Here is a 17,185-nt window from a genome sequence, read left to right as displayed (position 1 = left end):
CAGCTGTCTCCAATCTGCATCCGCATCCGAAACGGGTGACCAGCTGGTCAGGTGACCAACGGGCTGCAACTTGAGCCAGACGAGCCGCTATCTTCAGTAACAGGTTTCGAACGAGCCCCCCGATGAATCATTGCAATGCCGCCAGCAACCCTGCTCCGAATCAATACGCCTGTCACTCCGCCAACGAGCATGGAGCCTGCCCGAGCTGTGCCAGTGGCGAGCGCCTGGGATTTCGCTTCAGCTACGCTTACCAGCCGATTGTCGATCTCGCCAGCCGAGAGATATTCGCCCACGAAGCACTGGTGCGTGGCGTCAACGGTGAACCGGCGCCGAGCGTGCTGTCGCAGGTAACCGAAGAAAACCGCTTTCGCTTCGATCAGGCCTGCCGGGTCAAGGCCATCAAGACTGCCGCCAGGCTTGGGATGCAGAGCAAGCTGTCCATCAATTTCCTGCCCAACGCCATCTACCGCCCGGAGCTGTGCATTCGCTCGACCCTCGAGGCAGCACGCGCCCATGACTTTCCCATCGAGCAGATCATCTTCGAGACCGTCGAAGGCGAGCGCATCAGCGATGCCAAATGGCTGACCGAAGTTTTTCGGGAATACAAACGCATCGGCTTTCTCACCGCGATCGATGATTTTGGTGCCGGTTTTGCCGGGCTCAACCTGCTCGCTGACTTCCAGCCCGACCTGATCAAGCTGGACATGGACCTGATCCGAGGCATTGATCAGAGCCACCCGCGCCAGGCGATCGTCCGGGGGACCGTCGGGATGTGCAGGGAGCTTGGCATCAAGATCATCGCCGAAGGTGTGGAAACCCCGGACGAGTGCAGCGCCCTGCATGACCTGGGGATCAGCCTGATGCAGGGCTACCTGTTCAGCAAACCGCTGTTCGAAGCCTGCAGCCAGGCCAGCGCCCTGCCCTGGGCGGACGGACTGCCGAGCTGAGCGACGCTCAGCGGCATCGCATAGCCCGCCTTGCGCCTCCTCCTGTCATCCTCGCGTCGCCTGCCCTGACGCGTCGCACCCAGCGGTCAGGCGTTGCGCCCGGCCAGCGCCGGAAGCACCCGAGGCCGCAGGCCCTCGCCGAGGATGGTCAGCACGCCGATCGCACCGGCAATCCAGTACCAGCGCACCAGCGGGTCGAAGCCCAGCCAGCCTAGGGCATGCAGGAAGACCATGGTGATCAGAACCGGGCAGACGTAGCGGACCATGAACAGCCACAGCGCATAGCCCAGCGGTGGAAGATCCAGCTCGTCACGCATGATCTCGCTGCGCAGGGCATAGCCGGCAAAGATCACGATGAAGATCCCTCCCAGCGGCATCATCCAGCGCGAGGTCAGGTAGTCGAGCCAGTCGAAGAAGTTCTTGCCCAGCGGCGTCCAGCCGGCCATCAGGTTGAACGAGAGCATCGCCAGCAGGCTGATCACCAGCAGCACCGCACCGGCGCCAATGGCGGCCTTGAGGCGGCTGATGCCGTGCTTTTCGTTGAGGTAGGCGACGGTGGCTTCGATCATGGAAATGGCCGAAGTCAGCGCAGCGATCGATACCATGGCAAAGAACAGCGTGCCGAAGACGGTGCCGAACGGCATCTGCCCGAAGGCCAACGGCAGGCTCATGAAGATCAAACCAGGGCCCGCGGTCGGGTCCATGCCGTTGGCAAAGATGATCGGGAAGATTGCCAGCCCCGCCAGCAGCGCCACGCACGTATCGGCAATCGCGACCATGAAAGTGGTCCGCGCGATGGATTGTCCGTCAGGGATGTAAGAGCCGTAGGTCAGAATCGCCCCGGAGGCCAGGCTGAGGGTGAAGAACGCGTGGCCCAGTGCGGCCAGTAGCGCTTCACCGGTGAGCTTGGAGGTGTCGAAACTGAACAGGAAGGCGAAGCCCTGATCGAAGCCGCCGCTGGTGACGGCATAGCCGACCAGGATCAGCAGCATCACCGCCAGGCCCGGCATCATCCAGCGCACCGCGCTTTCGATGCCCGCTTGGACACCCTTGGCCACGATCCACAGCGTCAGCAGCGCCACCAGTACGCTCCAGCCACCGAGCTGCCAGGGATTGGCGTTGTGCGCCTCGAACACCTGTGCCAGTCCATCCACCGAGCTGGCTGCCAGCGAGCCGTCGAGCATTTTCACCGTATAGGCGAACGCCCAGCCGGCCACGACCACGTAGAAGCAAAGAATCAGGAAGCCGGCCGCCATGGCCATGCCGCCGACGCCTTTCCAGAGCGGGCTGCTGCCGTTTTCGCGGACCGCTCGCCCGATCGCATCGATGGGGCTGCCACGGCCGCGACGGCCGATGGCGATCTCGGTCATCATCACCGGAATACCAATGGCGAGGATGCACGCCAGGTACATCAATACGAAGGCGCCGCCGCCGTATTCACCGGTGATGTAGGGAAATTTCCAGATGTTGCCCAAGCCGACTGCAGAGCCGGTCGCGGCGAGGATAAAGCCCCAGCGGGAGAGCCAGAGGTTCTTGGGTTTTTCACGGGTCATGCGTCACCTGTTTGTTGTTATCTGTGACGGAATCGAACCCGCCGCGCTCGTGACGCGACGGAGTGGCAAGGCGGATAAACCTTTATTGAGCGTCGGGCTGCACCTCCGGAGCTGCGTTGGCAAAAGCTTCGAGGGATTCGCACTGCTCGGTCATCTGCAGAATGCGCGGGTACTGGCTTAGGTCACAGGCAAAACGGCGCGCATTGTATACCTGCGGAATCAGGCATGCCTCCAGATAGCCCGGCCGTCTGCCGAGTGACAGCTTGCCATCGAACGTGGCCAACCCCTCTTCGACGCTAGCGAGGCCAGTGTGAATCCAATGCTGGATCCACTGCTGCTTCGCCTCATCCTCGATGCCCAGCGGGCAGCTGAGGTACTGCAATACGCGCAGGTTGTTCAGCGGGTGCAGGTCGCAGGCAATATGAAGCGCCAATGAGCGCACCCGCGCGCGGTCGGCCGGATCGTCCGGCAGCAAAGCCGGAAGCGGAAAGACCTCCTCCAGGTATTCGACAATCGCCAGCGATTGGCTGATGCGCTCGTCGCCGTCCACCAGCAAAGGCACCAGCCCCTGCGGATTGAGTGCCTTGTAGTCGGCCGAACGCTGCTGGCCGCCGTCCTTGACCAGATGCACGGGCAGGTTCTCGAAGGCGAGGCCTTTGAGGTTCAACGCGATGCGTACCCGGTAGGCGGCGCTGGATCGCCAGTAACCGTAGAGCTTGAGCGGGGATGAGCCAGCTGTTTCGTTTATCTCGGTGCCGTTCATGGCGCTCCCTGATTCTTCTTATCTAGACCGCAGCGGTTATCACAAACCACCCAGCGGTACCCTACAAGCCCGCGATCAGGCGGACAGCATCCATATTCAAAGGGCAGACGGAAGGTTTTCGTTACAGCCTCTGGACCAGCGTGGACACATGCACCTTTCCTTGAGTTGCGTAACGAAAAGCTGCCAAGCATGTGCGACGTAGCGCCGCACCGCGTACCCAAGGGGTAGATCCGATGGCCCGGATCGTGAAGCACAACAAGTAACCGGCGAGCGCCCAACGAGCCGCCTATTCGGATGGCAAGGGCGAAGCCGCTTCTTGCTAGGCATGCAGACGCTGCTCGGCAGGCTGCACCCTGTTGCCGGTCTGCAGGCGCTCCTGCGCCAAACGATCGGCGACGATCGAAGTGGACTCGCCACTGCTGGCAGCCCGCTCGAAGATTTCGCGAAGGGTTTCTGCGATGCCTCTGATGTGCGCATCGCTTTGCGCCGCGCTGCCACCGACGCGCTGGTAGTAGACGTCAATGATGCCGCCGGCATTGATCGCATAATCCGGCGCGTAAAGGTGGTTGCGACGCTGCAACTCGACGCCGATCTCCGGGCTGGCCAGCTGGTTGTTCGCCGCCCCGGCGATCACCGGCGCACGCAGCGTCTGCAGGGTTTCCGCGTTGAGGATGCCGCCCATGGCGCAGGGCGCGAACACGTCCACGTCCAGGCCATAGATGTCGTGCGGGCGCACCGCGTTGGCACCCAGCTCCTCCATGGCCTGACGCACGTTGTCATCGAAAATGTCGCAGACCCACAGCTCGGCACCGGCCTGTTTCAAGTGCCGGGCCAGCCCCAGACCGACATGCCCAACGCCCTGGATCGCAACCTTCAGGCCAGTCAGGTCATCGCGACCAAGACGCTGACGCACCGCCTCGCGCAGACCGACGAATACACCAAGCGCGGTGGACGGTGAGGGATCGCCGCTGGCGATGCTGCCGTCCAGCGTGGTGCGCGGCGTCGCACCGATGACGTGGCGGGTGCGCTGGGCGAACGCCTGCATTTCCGGCTCGCCGGTGCCCGAATCGGCCGCCGTAATGTAGCGCCCGCCGAGGCTGTCAACGAAATCGCCCATGGCATGCAGCAGCGCCTGGCTCTTGCCGGTATGCGGGTCACCAATGATCACTGCCTTGCCGCCGCCGAGCTTGAGCCGGGCCAGGGAAGACTTCAGCGTCATGCCGCGAGACAGACGCAGCACATCGCGCAGGGCGTCGTCGTCACTGGCGTAGGGGAACATCCGACAGCCGCCCAGCGCCGGGCCGAGCGTAGTGTCGTGGATGGCGATGATGGCGCGCAGCCCTGATGCCTTGTCGTGGCAGAAGACCACCTGTTCGTGATCATCGAAATCAGGATGGGTGAAGACGGACATGTGCGGATTCCTCTGTTCTTGTTCTGATCGAGAGCCTGCTGCGCAGGCTCCTTTAATGTTCTGCGCTGCGTATGGGGCAGCTTTTGTTAGGGTGACCGGGCGGCCACCCTACAAATCTCGCGAAGCGCTTTGCAGCAGCCTACGCCGCCGGCTCGAACAGCCGCACGGTCTGCACCTCGTCGCCGCGGGTCAGTTGCTCCTTGAGCAACTTCTCCTGCTGGCGCGCCTTGGCGATGGAGCGCTCCTTCACCGGGCCGTAGCCGCGGATCTGTTCCGGAAGCGCGGCAATAGCCACCGCGGTGCGGTAGTTGCTCGGCTTGAGTTGCGCCAGCAGCCAGTCGAGGTTGCGTTCGTATTCGCTGATCAGCTCGCGCTCCACACGACGGTCATAGCCGTAGCCGAAGACGTCCAAGGGCGTGCCGCGCAGGAACTTCAGCTTGGCCAGCACGTTGAAGGCGTTCAGCACCCAAGGCCCGAGTTCACGCTTGCGCGGCTCGCTAGTGGTGCTGTCGCGCTTGGCCAGCCAGGCCGGTGCCAGGTGGAACTGCAGCTTGTAGTCGCCTTCGAACTGCGCCTCGAGCTGCTGGCGAAACTCCGGTTCGCTGTACAGCCGCGCCACTTCGTACTCGTCTTTATAGGCAAGAAGCTTGAAGTAGTAGCGCGCTACGGCCTTGGACAGCGCCAGGTCATCAGCGGTATCCACCGCCCGTACGCGCTCGACCATCGAGCGATAGCGCTTGGCATAGGCCGCGTTCTGGTACTTGGTAAGGAAGTCCACCCGCCAGTCGACGATCTCTTCCAGGGTCTGGCAAATCGGTTGGACCGTTTCAGCCGGTCGTGCCAGCTTTTCGACCGCCTCGCGCTCCAGTGCCGCACGACGGCCCCAGCGGAACGCTTGCTGGTTCAGCTCTGCGGCGACGCCGTTGATGCTGATGGCCTTTTCGATGGCCTCGGCGGACAGCGGCAACAACCCCTGCTGATAGGCAAAGCCCAGCAGGAACAGGTTGGTGGCGATGCTATCGCCCAGCAGTCGAGTGGCCAGGAAGGTCGCGTCGATGAAGTGGGTTTTCTCGGCGCCCACCGCATCCATCAGCGCTTCGCGCATGGCCTTGCCCGGTACCTGGGCATCAGGGTTGCGGGTGAATTCGGCAGTTGCCGATTCGTGGCTGTTGACCACCGCGTGACTGATCTGATCGTTGAGGCGGGTCAGGGAATCTTCGCCGGCAGCCACCACCAGATCGCAGCCCAGCAGCAGATCGGTTTCGCCGGCGGCAATGCGCACGGCATAGATATCGTCCTGCCTGGCGGCGATACGGATGTGCGTCACCACCGGGCCGAACTTCTGCGCCAGCCCGGCCTGGTCGAGCACGGTGCAGCCCTTGCCTTCCAGATGCGCGGCCATGCCCAGCAGCGCGCCGAGGGTGGTCACGCCGCTGCCGCCAACACCTGGGATCAGCACGTTCCAGGGGCGATCCAGTGTCGGATGCTGCGGTTCGGGCAGCTGGTCGTCGGCGATGCCACCGGCCATGGCCTCCGGTTTGCGCAGCCCGCCTCCGTGCACCGTGACAAAGCTCGGGCAGAAGCCTTCGACGCAGGAGAAATCCTTGTTGCAGGCGTTCTGGTCGATCTCGCGCTTGCGCCCCAGCTCGGTTTCCAGCGGCATGACGGCCAGGCAGTTGGACTTCTCGCTACAGTCGCCGCAGCCCTCGCACACCGCGGGGTTGATGAAGGCGCGCTTGGCCGGGTCTGCCAGCTTGCCGCGCTTGCGCCGACGACGCTTTTCGGTGGCGCAGGTCTGATCATAGATGATCACCGAGACACCCTTGAATTCGCGCAGCTCGCGCTGCACGGCATCCAGGTCGCGGCGGTGATGGAAGCTGGTGATCGGCGCGAAGGTATCGCGGGTCGGGTACTTGTCCGGCTCATCGCTGACCAGGGCGATGCGTTTGACGCCCTCATCGGCCACCTGACGGCTGAGCTGATCCACGCGCAGCTCGCCGTCGATGGGCTGGCCACCGGTCATGGCCACGGCATCGTTGTAGAGAATCTTGAAGGTGATGTTGACGCCGGCTGCCACTGCCGCACGCACCGCGAGGCTGCCGGAGTGGAAGTAGGTGCCATCGCCCAGGTTCTGGAATATGTGCGGGGTGTCGGTGAACGGCGCCTGGCCGATCCAGTTGACGCCCTCGCCGCCCATCTGGGTAAAGGTCTCGGTGCGCCGGTCCATCCACTGCACCATGTAGTGACAGCCGATGCCGGCCGAGGCGCGGCTGCCTTCCGGTACCTTGGTCGAGCTGTTGTGCGGGCAGCCGGAGCAGTAATGCGGCGTGCGCACGGTGTCGTAGCTGCGTGCGGCCAGCGCTTTTTCCTTCGCTGACAGAAACGCCAGGCGCGCCTGGATGCTGTCGCTGGTGTAGATCGGCGCGAGGCGCTTGGCGATCACTCGCGCGATCATCGCTGGGGTCAGCTCGCTTAGGTTCGGCAGCAGCGAGGTGCCGTGTTCATCAAACTCGCCGACTACCCTTGGGCGCTTGCTGACGGGCCAGTTGTAGAGCTGTCCGGTGAGCTGGTCCTCGATGATGCTGCGCTTCTCCTCGACCACCAGAATCTCGTCCAGCCCCTGGGCGAACTCGTGCACCGAGACCGGCTCCAACGGCCAGCTCATGCCGACTTTGAGCACGCGCAGACCGACCGAGGCGCACAGCGCTTCGTCGAGACCGAGATCATCCAGCGCCTGACGCACGTCGAGATAGGACTTGCCGGTGGTGATGATGCCCAAACGAGGGTTCGGCGAATCGAGCATCACCTGGTTCAGGTTATTGGCCCGGGCGAAGGCGCGTGCGGCGTAAATTTTGTAGAGGTTGAGACGTTTTTCCTGTGCCAATGGCGGGTCCGGCCAGCGGATGTGCACGCCGTCTTCGGGCAGTTCGAAGTCATCGGGAATGCGCGTCTTGACGCGTAGCGGATCGACTTCCACCACGGCGGAGGAGTCGACGTTTTCGGCGATGGTCTTGAGCGCCACCCAGCAACCGGAATAGCGCGACAGCTCCCAGCCGATGATGCCGTAATCGAGGATTTCCTGGACGTTGGCCGGGTTCAGCACCGGGATCGAGGCGGCAATGAACGCATGTTCACTCTGGTGCGGCAATGTCGATGATTTGCAGCCGTGATCGTCACCGGCCAGCAGCAGGACGCCGCCATGGGGCGAGACGCCCGCGGCGTTGCCGTGCTTGAACACATCACCGGAACGGTCGACGCCCGGCCCCTTGCCGTACCACATGGCGAACACGCCGTCGTACTTGGCACCGGGGAACAGGTTGGTCTGCTGACTGCCCCAGACTGCCGTAGCCGCCAGTTCCTCGTTGAGGCCCGGCTGGAAATGGATGGCGTTCTGCTTGAGGAAATCGCGCGCTTCCCAGAGGCTCTTGTCCAGCATGCCAAGCGGCGAGCCGCGGTAGCCGGAGATAAAGCAACCGGTATTCAGGTTCTGAGCCTGGTCGCGCTGATGCTGCAGCATGGGCAGGCGGGTCAGCGCCTGGGTGCCGGTGAGGTACAGATGTCCGGTTGCGAGCCGGTACTTGTCATCCAGGCGGATCTCGGCCAGTGACATGTGGCGCTCCTGTTTGTTTTTATCGGAGTCTGGACAGCGTTGTTCACTGTCCGCCTAACAGGTCGTGGGCAGCCGCACGTAAAAGCCGTCCCACGCCAGCGAGCGGCAGGGGATCACCCCACCGTTGCGCGTTGGATAAAAGTCTGGCCGTGACAGGGAGAGATTTTCTTTCTACTTTTGCGGTGTAAGTGCGATCCCGTGCATGATCCATCCACCAACAACAACAAAAAGAGCACAACCATGCAGACCCCGTTGAGCAGCATCGATCGCAAGATCCTGCTGCTGCTGCAACACAACGCCGACCTGTCCGCCGCCGAGATCGCGGAAAAGGTCAAGCTGTCGCAATCGCCGTGCTGGCGCCGCATCCATCGCATGCAGGAAGAAGGGCTGATCGAGCGCAAGGTCGCGCTGCTCAATCCGAAGAAGCTCGGGCTGAACATGACGGTATTCGTCAACATCAAGTTGTCCGCTCACGGACGCAGCAACCTCGACGAATTCGAGCGCGCCGTTGTCGGTTATCCCGAAGTGCTGGAATGCCACACCATGGCCGGCGAATCGGATTACCTGCTCAAGGTGGTAGCCAAAGACATCGATACCTATGAACGCTTCCTGCGCGACCAGCTCCTGCAAAGACCGCACGTGCAGGAGGCGCATTCGCATATCGCGATGAGCGAGGTGAAGCGGACGACGGAGCTGCCGCTGGATTGAGCCTTCAGACCGGGGCCGAGGCAGGCGGTGGATAAGGCGGAGCCGTTATCCACCCTACCGACGCAGTGCCGTGAACGTAGGGTGGAAAACGGCCACAGCCTTTTCCACCGGCGATCCATCGGTCGATGACGGAGTCACAAGGCCGCAGCGGCACGATCGATTATTCGCCCGGTATCCCCCGAACCCGCTCGCCTATTTCAATCGCGTTGCGTTCGAACCAACCCTGATTGACCTCCAACGCATAACGGGCCGGCTCCTGCGAGCAGCGAATCGATGTGTCCAAAGGTTGCAGATCGATAATGTCGACGATGCGCCCCTCCTCGTCCATGAAGGCCGCCGACAGCGGTAGCGGCGTGTTCTTCATCCACAGGCAGTGGCGGCGAAAGTCATCGAAGCGAAACAGCATGCCGTGGTCTGCCGGCATCTCGGTGCGCTCCATCAGGCCGCGCTCACGCTCAGCGGGAGAGCGGGCGTACTCGGCCACGACCCTGGCGCCTCCAATTTGAAGTTCCAGCAGCGGCTCGCTGGCATGGACGCTGGCTGGCCCGACCAAGAAGACGAGAAATGGCAACAAAGCGGTACGCATCGATGTTTGGACTCTGTGGGTCAAGGGCAGCGTGACAAGTCGGCGAAGCATACAACGCCGGCTTGTCATTCGTTGTCCGCCGGCGCTTCGACCGCGACCTGATCGCTGTCGCCGTAGCGCTTCTGACATCGCTCGCAATAGAAAGCGCGGCGCTTGCTGCGACCCAGCGACTTGGCCTTGACGAAGGGAATCCTGCAGCGCGGACAGGTGGATTTGGTATGCGCGAGCCAGTGCGCTTTAAGCGTGCCCTCGCGCTTCCACTGCAGGAACTCGAAACTGTAGGTCCTGACCTCACGCGTCAGCTCCCTGAGCTTGGGCGCGGGCAGATCGCCGATCAGCGACAGCGGATGGATGCGGGCGCGAAACAGCACTTCGTTCTTGATGATGTTGCCGGAGCCGGAAAACAGCGTCTGATCCAGCAGCGCATCGCAGGCCAGCAGCCGGGGCCGTGCACGCAGCTTCTTGAGCGTGGTGCGGTTGTCCCACGCATCGCTCATGACATCCGCGCCCCAGTCATACGCCTCGTCCAGCGGGCCTTCGATGAATTGCACCGAGCAGCCATAGAAATTCAGCTCACCATTGGGAAATCCCAGGCTCAGCCGAGGCGTCGACTCCTTGCGCTCGTTGATCCGGTAGCTGCCGAACAGCAGCAGATGAATGCGCAGCGAGACGTTGTCCAGCTCGATCAGGAAGTGCTTGCCCCAGCTGCGAAACGACCGAACCCTCTGGTCCACCAACAGCACCTTGTCGAGCGTGGCACTGCCTTCCGCGCGCTCGATGGGCTTGCCCGTGAACTCGGCGACTTCTTCACGAAGGATGACGATCGAAGGACCTTCAGGCATGGCGATAGGGCTTCAGCTGGACTGTTTCCATATCGACTGGAAGCTGCCGCGATGGTGCGATCAGCGTTACCAATCCAGCTGCAGGCGACTCTCGAAACGGCGCAGCTCGCCGCTCAGCGGATCCGTAAACGCCAGCCCGCGCGCCAGCAGCTTGAGCGGCCGCGAGTAGTCATCCTGCTCGCGCCGGCCGCGGTCGATCAGCTCGGGATAGAAAGGATCGTTACAGATGCCGGCGCCCAGCGAAGCCATCTGCAGGCGCAGCTGATGCTTGCGGCCGGTGACCGGATAGAGCGCATAGCGCCATAACGCATCGCGACGTTCGAGCACCTCGATGCGCGTCTCGCTGTTGGGTTCGCCGTCGCCCCTTTTCATCAGGAAAAAGGGTTCGCCATCGACCATGTGGAGGCGCTCATCGCGGGGAAAATCCAGTTCGGGCAACGCCGGGCAGATCGCTTCGTAGCGCTTGTCGATCTTGCGTTGGCGAAACAGCGCCTGGTAAAGACCGCGGCTGGCTGGATTGGTCGAGAACAGCACCAAGCCGGCGGTCAGTCGATCGATGCGATGGATTGGCACCAGACTGGCGTTGCCAACACGCTTGCTCAGGCGTGCCAGCAGGGTCTCGTTGACGTATTCCCCAGCCGGCATCACCGGCAGAAAGTGCGGCTTGTCCGCCACTAGCAGGTGATCGTCGAGATGCAGGATCCGCTCCTCGAACGGGATCGGCTTCTCGTCCGGCACCTCGCGGAAGTAATGGACCTTCAACCCGACCTGATAGGGATGCTCAGCTGCGAGCGGCTGGCCGTGAGCGTCAAGCACACGACCTCGCGCGAAGCGATCGACCCAGGTGTCGCGACCGATCGCCTGGAAGTGCGCGCACAGACAATCGAGTACTGTCGCCCAGTCGCCTTGGGGCAGGTGCAGGGTGCTGCGGGCATTGGCGGGCGCCATACAAGACAAATCCCGTGGCAAAGCGGAGCGCGATGATACCTGAGCTCGGCGCGCCTATGGCTCCCCCGGACAGAGGAGCCAGTCCGCCGAGCGCATCTGCGCTGGATCAGTCGATTTCGTCGAGGGTGATCTTTCCGGTCTTGCCTTCCATCTGGAATTCATACTTCTTGCCGTCTGCCTTCAAGCCTTTTCCTTCCCAGCTCTTGTCGTCCGCTTCAAGGCTGTGCAGCTCGGTATAGCCGGCGGCCTTGGCCTTTTCGACGGCCTGACCGAAGGTGATCCAGTCGGCGCCGGGCGAATCCGCCAGAGCAACGCTACTGGCGGAGCCCAGAACGGCGATGGCAAGGGCGGCAGTCAGTTTCTTGTGATACATGGTCGATCCTCTTGATGAATGAACGTCGGGCGTATGACAGCCCTGTTACATACGAGCGACTTCGTTCATCCAGGGTTCACCCGATTCGTCTGCAAAGCGGCTTTCAGCGCTTCTCGATGGAGACCAGCGCCGCTTCGTCGCCCTCGCTTTGAAAACTGATGCGTACCTCGTCACCGACCGACAGGCCTTCGAGCTGCTCACGGCGGGCCTGGAACTCCATGGTCGCTGCCGGCCAGCGCAGCGCCGGCACCGCGTCGTGATCGATGGTGACCACCCCCTCGTCACGGTCTATCACTTCGATCCGGCCGCTCGCATGCACAACGGGCTCGGACGCAACCTCAGTGGCCGGGCCGCCATTGATCGAGGGTGAGCCGGCCGAGGTCGGCGGTTTCAGCAGGTCTTGCGCGAAGACCGGTTGGACGAGCAGTGACAGGGTAAGGGTGACGCAATGGAGCAGCTTCATGGCAGGCCTCCGGAACCGGTGGACGTACCTCGTATTGGACAATCCCTGCGCAGCAAATGCTGGTGAGCGCGTAGATTTGTACCGGTGTGCGCCGTTCAGGTTCGTGTAAGCCAGGGGCCGTAACCTGTGAATCGTCGAAACCCAAACAGGAAAACGAAACCATGAAAACACTGACCACCCTGATCACTGCCGCCACCCTCGCCCTTGGCGCCAACCTGGCCATGGCCCGCGACCTTGGGCCGGACGAAGCACTGAAGCTGCGTGACGCGGGCACCATCCAGTCCTTCGAAAAGCTCAACGAAGCCGCGTTGGCCAAGCATCCAGGCGCCACGGTAGAGGAAACCGAGCTGGAAGAAGAATACGGACGACATGTCTATCAGCTTGAATTGCGCGACAGCAAAGGTGTGCAATGGGACATGGAGCTGGACGCCAAGACCGGCGAAGTGCTCAAGGACCATCAGGACGACTAATGCGGCCCGCCACTCTTCTCCTCCTTCCGCTCGCTCTGCTGCTCGTCGCCACCCCGGCGGCGAGCCGTGACCTGGACCAGGACGAAGCCCTGCGGCTGCGCCACGAGGGATTGATCCAGCCATTGGAAACCCTTCTGCGGGGCGCCCTGGAGCGTTATCCAGGTGCCCGGCTGCTGGAGGCGGAACTGGAAGAAGAGGATGGCCTCTACGTCTACGAGATCGAATTGATCACCGTCGACGGCGTTGCCCGGGAAATCGAGCTCGACGCCCACGACGGCCGTGTACTGAAGGACGAAGAAGACTGATGCGCCTGCTGCTGGTGGAAGACAACGTCTCTCTGGCCGACGAACTGGTTGCGGGCCTCAGCCGTCACGGCTATGCCACCGACTGGCTGGCCGATGGCCGCGACGCCGATTACCAGGGCAGCAGCGAACCCTACGACCTCATCGTTCTCGACCTCGGTCTGCCCGGCAAACCGGGGCTCGAGGTGTTGCGCGCCTGGCGTGAGCGCGGTCTGGCCACACCGGTGCTGATCCTGACTGCGCGCGACTCCTGGGCCGAACGCATCGAGGGCCTGAAGGCCGGTGCCGACGACTACCTGACCAAACCCTTCCACCCGGAAGAATTGCTCTTGCGTATCCAGGGGCTGCTGCGCCGTGCCCATGGCGTGGCCAATAACCTGCTGCTGGAGGCGGGCGGCCTGACCCTGGACGAGGCCCGTCAGCGTTGCAACAAGGACGGCCAGGACATCGAACTCACCGCCGGCGAGTTCCGCCTGCTGCGCTATTTCATGCTGCATCCAGGCCAGCTGCTGTCGAAGACCCAGCTGGCCGAACACCTGTATGACGGCGAGACCGAGCGCGACTCCAATGTCATCGAAGTGCAGGTGAATCGGCTGCGCGGCAAGCTCGGCCGCAGCCTCATCGAAACTCGCCGCGGCCAGGGCTATCGTTTCGGCGGCGCGTCTTGAAGTCGATCCAGCGCAGCCTCAGCCTGGGGTTGATCGCCGTACTGCTACTGGTCAGCCTGTTGCTGGTGCAGACCAGCCTCTGGCTGTTCGAGGCGGGACTGCGCCAGAGCCTGGAAACCGATCTGCGCCAAGAAACCGAAGGCCTGCTGATCGCCGTTGTAAAGGGACAGGATGGTTTCAAGCTGGATTCAGGACGGCTGAACCCTCGCTACCAGCGGCCTTTTTCCGGTCACTACTTCCGGATCGACCTGCCCGAGCGCAACTGGCGCTCGCGATCGCTGTGGGACACCGAGCCCGAGTGGCCCCTCGCCAGTGGCCTGAGCGCAGAGCTGGCCGACGGTCCGCAGGATCAACGCCTGCTGATGTACCGCGCTGAATACCGTCGCGACGGGCAGCGCATCGACATCAGTGTCGCCCGCGACTACACACCTATCCTCAAGAGCTTCGACCAGGTCCGTCTGGGCGGCCTCGGCCTGGTGGGCGTGGTGCTGCTGATGTTTCTGCTGTTGCAACGCTATGCGGTGAAGCTTGCGCTGCGGCCGCTGGAGCGGGCTCGCCAGCAGATCTCCCAGCTGCAGCAGGGCCAGCGCCAGCAGCTGGACATCCAGGTGCCGCTGGAGCTCGAACCCCTGGTGGAGCAGATCAACCACCTCCTGGCGCATACGGACGACACGCTCAAGCGTTCACGTCATGCCCTGGGCAACCTTGGCCACGCCTTGAAAACGCCGTTGGCGGTGCTCGGCAGCCTCGCCCAGCGCGACGAAATTGCCGCACACCCGGCGCTGCGGGCGGCTCTTTGCGAGCAGCTTGGCCAGATCCAGCAACGCGTCTCACGCGAACTGGGGCGCGCACGCCTGGCTGGTGATGTGCTGCCAGGCGGTTATTTCGACTGTGCGGATGAATTGCCACCGCTGTTCGAGACGCTGCGGATGATCCATCGCCGTGAGCTCGACCTGAGCTGGCATACCCACGAGAACTGCCGGTTGCCATGGGATCGCGAAGACATGCTCGAATTGCTCGGCAACCTGCTCGACAACGCCTGCAAGTGGGCAGGCTCGAAGGTGCGGCTGACGATCGAGCCGACAATCTACGGCTATCTGATCCTGGTTGAAGATGACGGCCCGGGCATCCCGGCGGATTGCCGTGAAGCGGTACTGGAGCGTGGTGCTCGGCTCGACGAGCGCGCCGAAGGGCATGGGCTGGGGCTCGGGATCGTGCGGGATATCCTGGCAGCCTGGAACGGCAGTCTGAAGCTGGACGACAGCGCCCTCGGCGGGCTGCAGGTCAGCGTTCGCCTATCGGCGCCAAAGTGGGCCGGTGGCTCGAAGGGGGCAGACAGTCAGGCAGGGTGATGCGAGAGGTGACCTGTTACTGAGCGCGGGCCAGTTCGTTGCGCATGTCTTCGAGAATGGTCTCGACCAGCAGGCCGTTCTCCACATGGCGGCCAGCAACCATACGAGTGGCTTCGGTGCCATTGATCGGATAACCGACGCGCACCACCAGGTAACCATCGTCCTGTGGCTCTACGCGGGTTTTATAATCGGCCGGAAAGTTGTCGGCCAGGTGACGGGACAGGGTTTTCATCAAACGTCTCATGCGCTGGGTCTGTGACAAAGACCCAGCAGGGCGCCCGGTGATTCATACCGCTCATCGGATGACCGCTCATCAACGACAAACTGTAACCCTGCGCTGCTCTTTCCGCCTCATCGCTGGCTGTCATTACCGTATGCCAGCCACGCCAGAACTCCCATCCCGGCAAAGGCCGCCACGGAAACTAGCAACGCATTCAGTAACAGGCTCATAAGGCGTTTCCTCGTTCCGCTCGCTTGAACTAAGGCCCGAATATATGTAGCTTCGCGCGACACGTCGAGCGAGCCGATAGTGGCCCGTAAAGTTTCCAAGCAGATGAGGCATGCATGAAACGCAAGCAATCGATCAGTCATATCCGTTGGGATCTGGCGCTGCGCTACCGCCTGATCGAGACGATCGCCTGGTGGGAAGGCCGCCTGACCACGGGCCACCTGATGCAGAGCTTCGGCATCAGCCGGCAGCAGGCCTCAAAGGACATCAACACCTACCTGAACGAGCATGCGCCGAAAAACCTTACATATGACCGCCATCTGAAAGGCTACAAGCCGAGCAAAGGGTTCGAGCCGCTATTCATCGACGGCAGCGCCAGCGCCTACCTGCACCTGCTGGACCAGAACCGCGACCGCGCCCCGCACATCGAAGGCCTAGCATTGGCCTACGCGCACACCGAGGTGTTGCACATGCCCGACCGCAGCATCCGACCCGAGGTGCTGCGACCGATCCTAAAAGCCTGCCGCGAAGGGCTGCGGCTGGAAACCGAATACGTCTCCCTCGCCCACCCGGATGTGGAAATTCGCGTGATGGCGCCGCATACCCTGGTGTTTACCGGCACCCGTTGGCACGTGCGCGCCTACTGCGAGAAAAATCGCGGCTTCCGCGACTTCGTCCTCAGCCGCTTTCGCGGCGAGCCGGACCTGATGGATGAAAGCGATAACACGCAGGACAAGGACGAGGCCTGGAACACGCCGGTGGATGTGGTCATCGAGCCGGATGCGCGGCTCAGTGCAGAGCAGAAGGCAATCATCGAAACCGATTACGGCATGCAGGATGGCGAGCTGCGCATCGCCACCCGCGGGGCCTTGGTGCAGTACGTGTTGCAGCGCTACCAGATCGATCCGAATACGGTGCAGGCGAATGCCGCGGCGCAGCAGATTCAGGTGAGGAATCTGCAGGGGTTGAAGGGGTGGTTGTACGCATGAGGCTTAGACGGAACCTGGCCACTCGCAGGAGCGAGATTGCGCACGATCAGGTGCAGGCGCAGACCTGCATGCGCGACGCCGCGCTTTCCTCGGCCCGACCTGCAGTTTGCGCCTTGGATGGCGCGTCACTTTTTCTTGTGTGGACAAGAAGAAGTAACCAAAAAGAAGGCCACCCCTGCATCCGGGTTTTGCTTCGCAAAACTCCCCTCACTCCGGCGCTGCTCCGGGTGTCGTCGCGAAGGGACATCCATGCCGACGGCGGCCCCGACCCATCACTCCTCGCTCGGCATCCATGCCTCGCGTCCCCCCACGCAACGTCTACGCTCGGCCTCCTGAAGGGGACCTGGGCCCGAGTCGTCTGCAAGCTTCTTAATTGCAAAGACCATGAAGCGCTTCGCTCATTTGTGAGCAAAAAAACTATAGGGCGACACCGAACGCCCCTTTCAGGAGGCCGAATGGAATCGCTGCGCAGAGGGGCGAGCGGCATGGATGCCGCGAGAGCCGTGAAGGGCCATGGATGGCCCTTGCGCGGCGACCCTCGGAGCAGCGATGGAATGAGGGAAGTCGAGCGCAGCGAGACCCGGATGCAGGGGCAAGACCTTTTGGTTCCTTTTGGGGCGACTGCCAAAAGGGACTCGCCCAGCAGGGCGAAACCAATGCCTCAACCCACATCGCCAATAGGCTACACCCCGCGAATCCTCGGCCAAAAAGCTTCGCAAGCAAGAACGCTGCGCCTCCCTCGCGGCTATAAA

At 62.6% G+C, this 17,185-nt stretch carries 17 protein-coding genes; 7 read left to right on the top strand and 10 right to left on the bottom strand.

Annotated elements, in window-relative coordinates:
- The first annotated feature begins 122 nt into the window (after positions 1-122).
- Positions 123-947: a S6 modification regulatory phosphodiesterase RimA gene (gene rimA, locus AC4LFW_RS00945; RefSeq protein WP_491816996.1), complete on the top strand. Its 825-nt coding sequence runs from the start codon at positions 123-125 to the stop codon at positions 945-947.
- Positions 948-1,033: 86 nt separating this feature from the next.
- Here the strand turns inward: rimA and AC4LFW_RS00940 are convergent, their stop codons facing one another.
- The 4 genes from AC4LFW_RS00940 to AC4LFW_RS00925 all read right to left on the bottom strand — a co-directional run bounded on the left by AC4LFW_RS00940 (position 1,034) and on the right by AC4LFW_RS00925 (position 8,284).
- Entirely contained in the window at positions 1,034-2,500 is a 1,467-nt protein-coding gene (locus AC4LFW_RS00940) for a sodium-dependent transporter (protein ID WP_491816994.1), read from the bottom strand.
- Positions 2,501-2,582: 82 nt separating this feature from the next.
- Complete coding sequence (gene maiA / locus AC4LFW_RS00935; RefSeq protein ID WP_491816993.1) at positions 2,583-3,263, bottom strand: maleylacetoacetate isomerase; 681 nt, start codon at positions 3,261-3,263, stop codon at positions 2,583-2,585.
- 319 nt (positions 3,264-3,582) lie between these two features.
- On the bottom strand, positions 3,583-4,674 hold the full coding sequence (locus tag AC4LFW_RS00930) for a Glu/Leu/Phe/Val dehydrogenase dimerization domain-containing protein (RefSeq protein ID WP_491816992.1): 1,092 nt from the start codon (positions 4,672-4,674) through the stop codon (positions 3,583-3,585).
- Positions 4,675-4,813: 139 nt separating this feature from the next.
- On the bottom strand, positions 4,814-8,284 hold the full coding sequence (locus AC4LFW_RS00925) for an indolepyruvate ferredoxin oxidoreductase family protein (protein WP_491816991.1): 3,471 nt from the start codon (positions 8,282-8,284) through the stop codon (positions 4,814-4,816).
- A 240-nt stretch (positions 8,285-8,524) separates the two neighbouring features.
- Between AC4LFW_RS00925 and AC4LFW_RS00920 the strand changes: the two genes are divergently transcribed.
- Positions 8,525-8,992 carry an Lrp/AsnC family transcriptional regulator gene (locus AC4LFW_RS00920; protein WP_491816989.1) on the top strand — a complete coding sequence of 156 codons (468 nt, stop codon included), beginning with the start codon at positions 8,525-8,527 and terminating at the stop codon, positions 8,990-8,992.
- Positions 8,993-9,152: 160 nt separating this feature from the next.
- Here AC4LFW_RS00920 and AC4LFW_RS00915 read toward each other — a convergent pair whose 3' ends face one another.
- From AC4LFW_RS00915 to AC4LFW_RS00895, 5 genes are all read right to left on the bottom strand, one after another.
- Positions 9,153-9,578 carry a DUF192 domain-containing protein gene (locus AC4LFW_RS00915; RefSeq protein WP_491816987.1) on the bottom strand — a complete coding sequence of 142 codons (426 nt, stop codon included), beginning with the start codon at positions 9,576-9,578 and terminating at the stop codon, positions 9,153-9,155.
- A 65-nt stretch (positions 9,579-9,643) separates the two neighbouring features.
- Positions 9,644-10,420, bottom strand: a complete 777-nt coding sequence (locus tag AC4LFW_RS00910) for a DNA-formamidopyrimidine glycosylase family protein (RefSeq protein ID WP_491816985.1) — start codon at positions 10,418-10,420, stop codon at positions 9,644-9,646.
- 66 nt (positions 10,421-10,486) lie between these two features.
- Positions 10,487-11,368 (bottom strand): pseudouridine synthase, encoded by an 882-nt coding sequence (locus AC4LFW_RS00905; RefSeq protein ID WP_491816984.1) that lies wholly within the window; start codon positions 11,366-11,368, stop codon positions 10,487-10,489.
- Positions 11,369-11,474: 106 nt separating this feature from the next.
- Positions 11,475-11,741: a PepSY domain-containing protein gene (locus AC4LFW_RS00900; protein WP_491816982.1), complete on the bottom strand. Its 267-nt coding sequence runs from the start codon at positions 11,739-11,741 to the stop codon at positions 11,475-11,477.
- A gap of 103 nt (positions 11,742-11,844) precedes the next feature.
- On the bottom strand, positions 11,845-12,204 hold the full coding sequence (locus AC4LFW_RS00895) for a copper-binding protein (RefSeq protein ID WP_491816980.1): 360 nt from the start codon (positions 12,202-12,204) through the stop codon (positions 11,845-11,847).
- A gap of 161 nt (positions 12,205-12,365) precedes the next feature.
- Here AC4LFW_RS00895 and AC4LFW_RS00890 point away from each other — a divergent pair, with 161 nt between their 5' ends.
- From AC4LFW_RS00890 to AC4LFW_RS00875, 4 genes are read left to right on the top strand one after another with little or no spacing between them, the layout of a single operon-like run.
- Positions 12,366-12,674: a PepSY domain-containing protein gene (locus AC4LFW_RS00890; RefSeq protein WP_491816978.1), complete on the top strand. Its 309-nt coding sequence runs from the start codon at positions 12,366-12,368 to the stop codon at positions 12,672-12,674.
- Complete coding sequence (locus AC4LFW_RS00885; protein ID WP_491816976.1) at positions 12,674-12,979, top strand: PepSY domain-containing protein; 306 nt, start codon at positions 12,674-12,676, stop codon at positions 12,977-12,979. The genes AC4LFW_RS00890 and AC4LFW_RS00885 overlap by 1 nt, the downstream gene beginning before the upstream one ends.
- Positions 12,979-13,644 carry a response regulator transcription factor gene (locus AC4LFW_RS00880; protein ID WP_491816974.1) on the top strand — a complete coding sequence of 222 codons (666 nt, stop codon included), beginning with the start codon at positions 12,979-12,981 and terminating at the stop codon, positions 13,642-13,644. The genes AC4LFW_RS00885 and AC4LFW_RS00880 overlap by 1 nt, the downstream gene beginning before the upstream one ends.
- Positions 13,641-14,996 carry a sensor histidine kinase gene (locus AC4LFW_RS00875; RefSeq protein WP_491816972.1) on the top strand — a complete coding sequence of 452 codons (1,356 nt, stop codon included), beginning with the start codon at positions 13,641-13,643 and terminating at the stop codon, positions 14,994-14,996. The genes AC4LFW_RS00880 and AC4LFW_RS00875 overlap by 4 nt, the downstream gene beginning before the upstream one ends.
- Positions 14,997-15,012: 16 nt before the next feature.
- On the opposite strand, the gene AC4LFW_RS00870 is transcribed toward AC4LFW_RS00875, so the two are convergent.
- Entirely contained in the window at positions 15,013-15,228 is a 216-nt protein-coding gene (locus tag AC4LFW_RS00870) for a hypothetical protein (protein WP_491816971.1), read from the bottom strand.
- A 332-nt stretch (positions 15,229-15,560) separates the two neighbouring features.
- Here AC4LFW_RS00870 and AC4LFW_RS00865 point away from each other — a divergent pair, with 332 nt between their 5' ends.
- Positions 15,561-16,433, top strand: coding sequence for a helix-turn-helix transcriptional regulator (locus AC4LFW_RS00865; protein ID WP_491816969.1), 873 nt, complete (start codon positions 15,561-15,563; stop codon positions 16,431-16,433).
- Positions 16,434-17,185: the final 752 nt, after the last annotated feature.

This window comes from Stutzerimonas sp. C6.4V (assembly GCF_058536345.1).
Note: the sequence above shows the minus strand (reverse complement) of the source record. Positions and strands in the feature narration are given on the sequence as shown.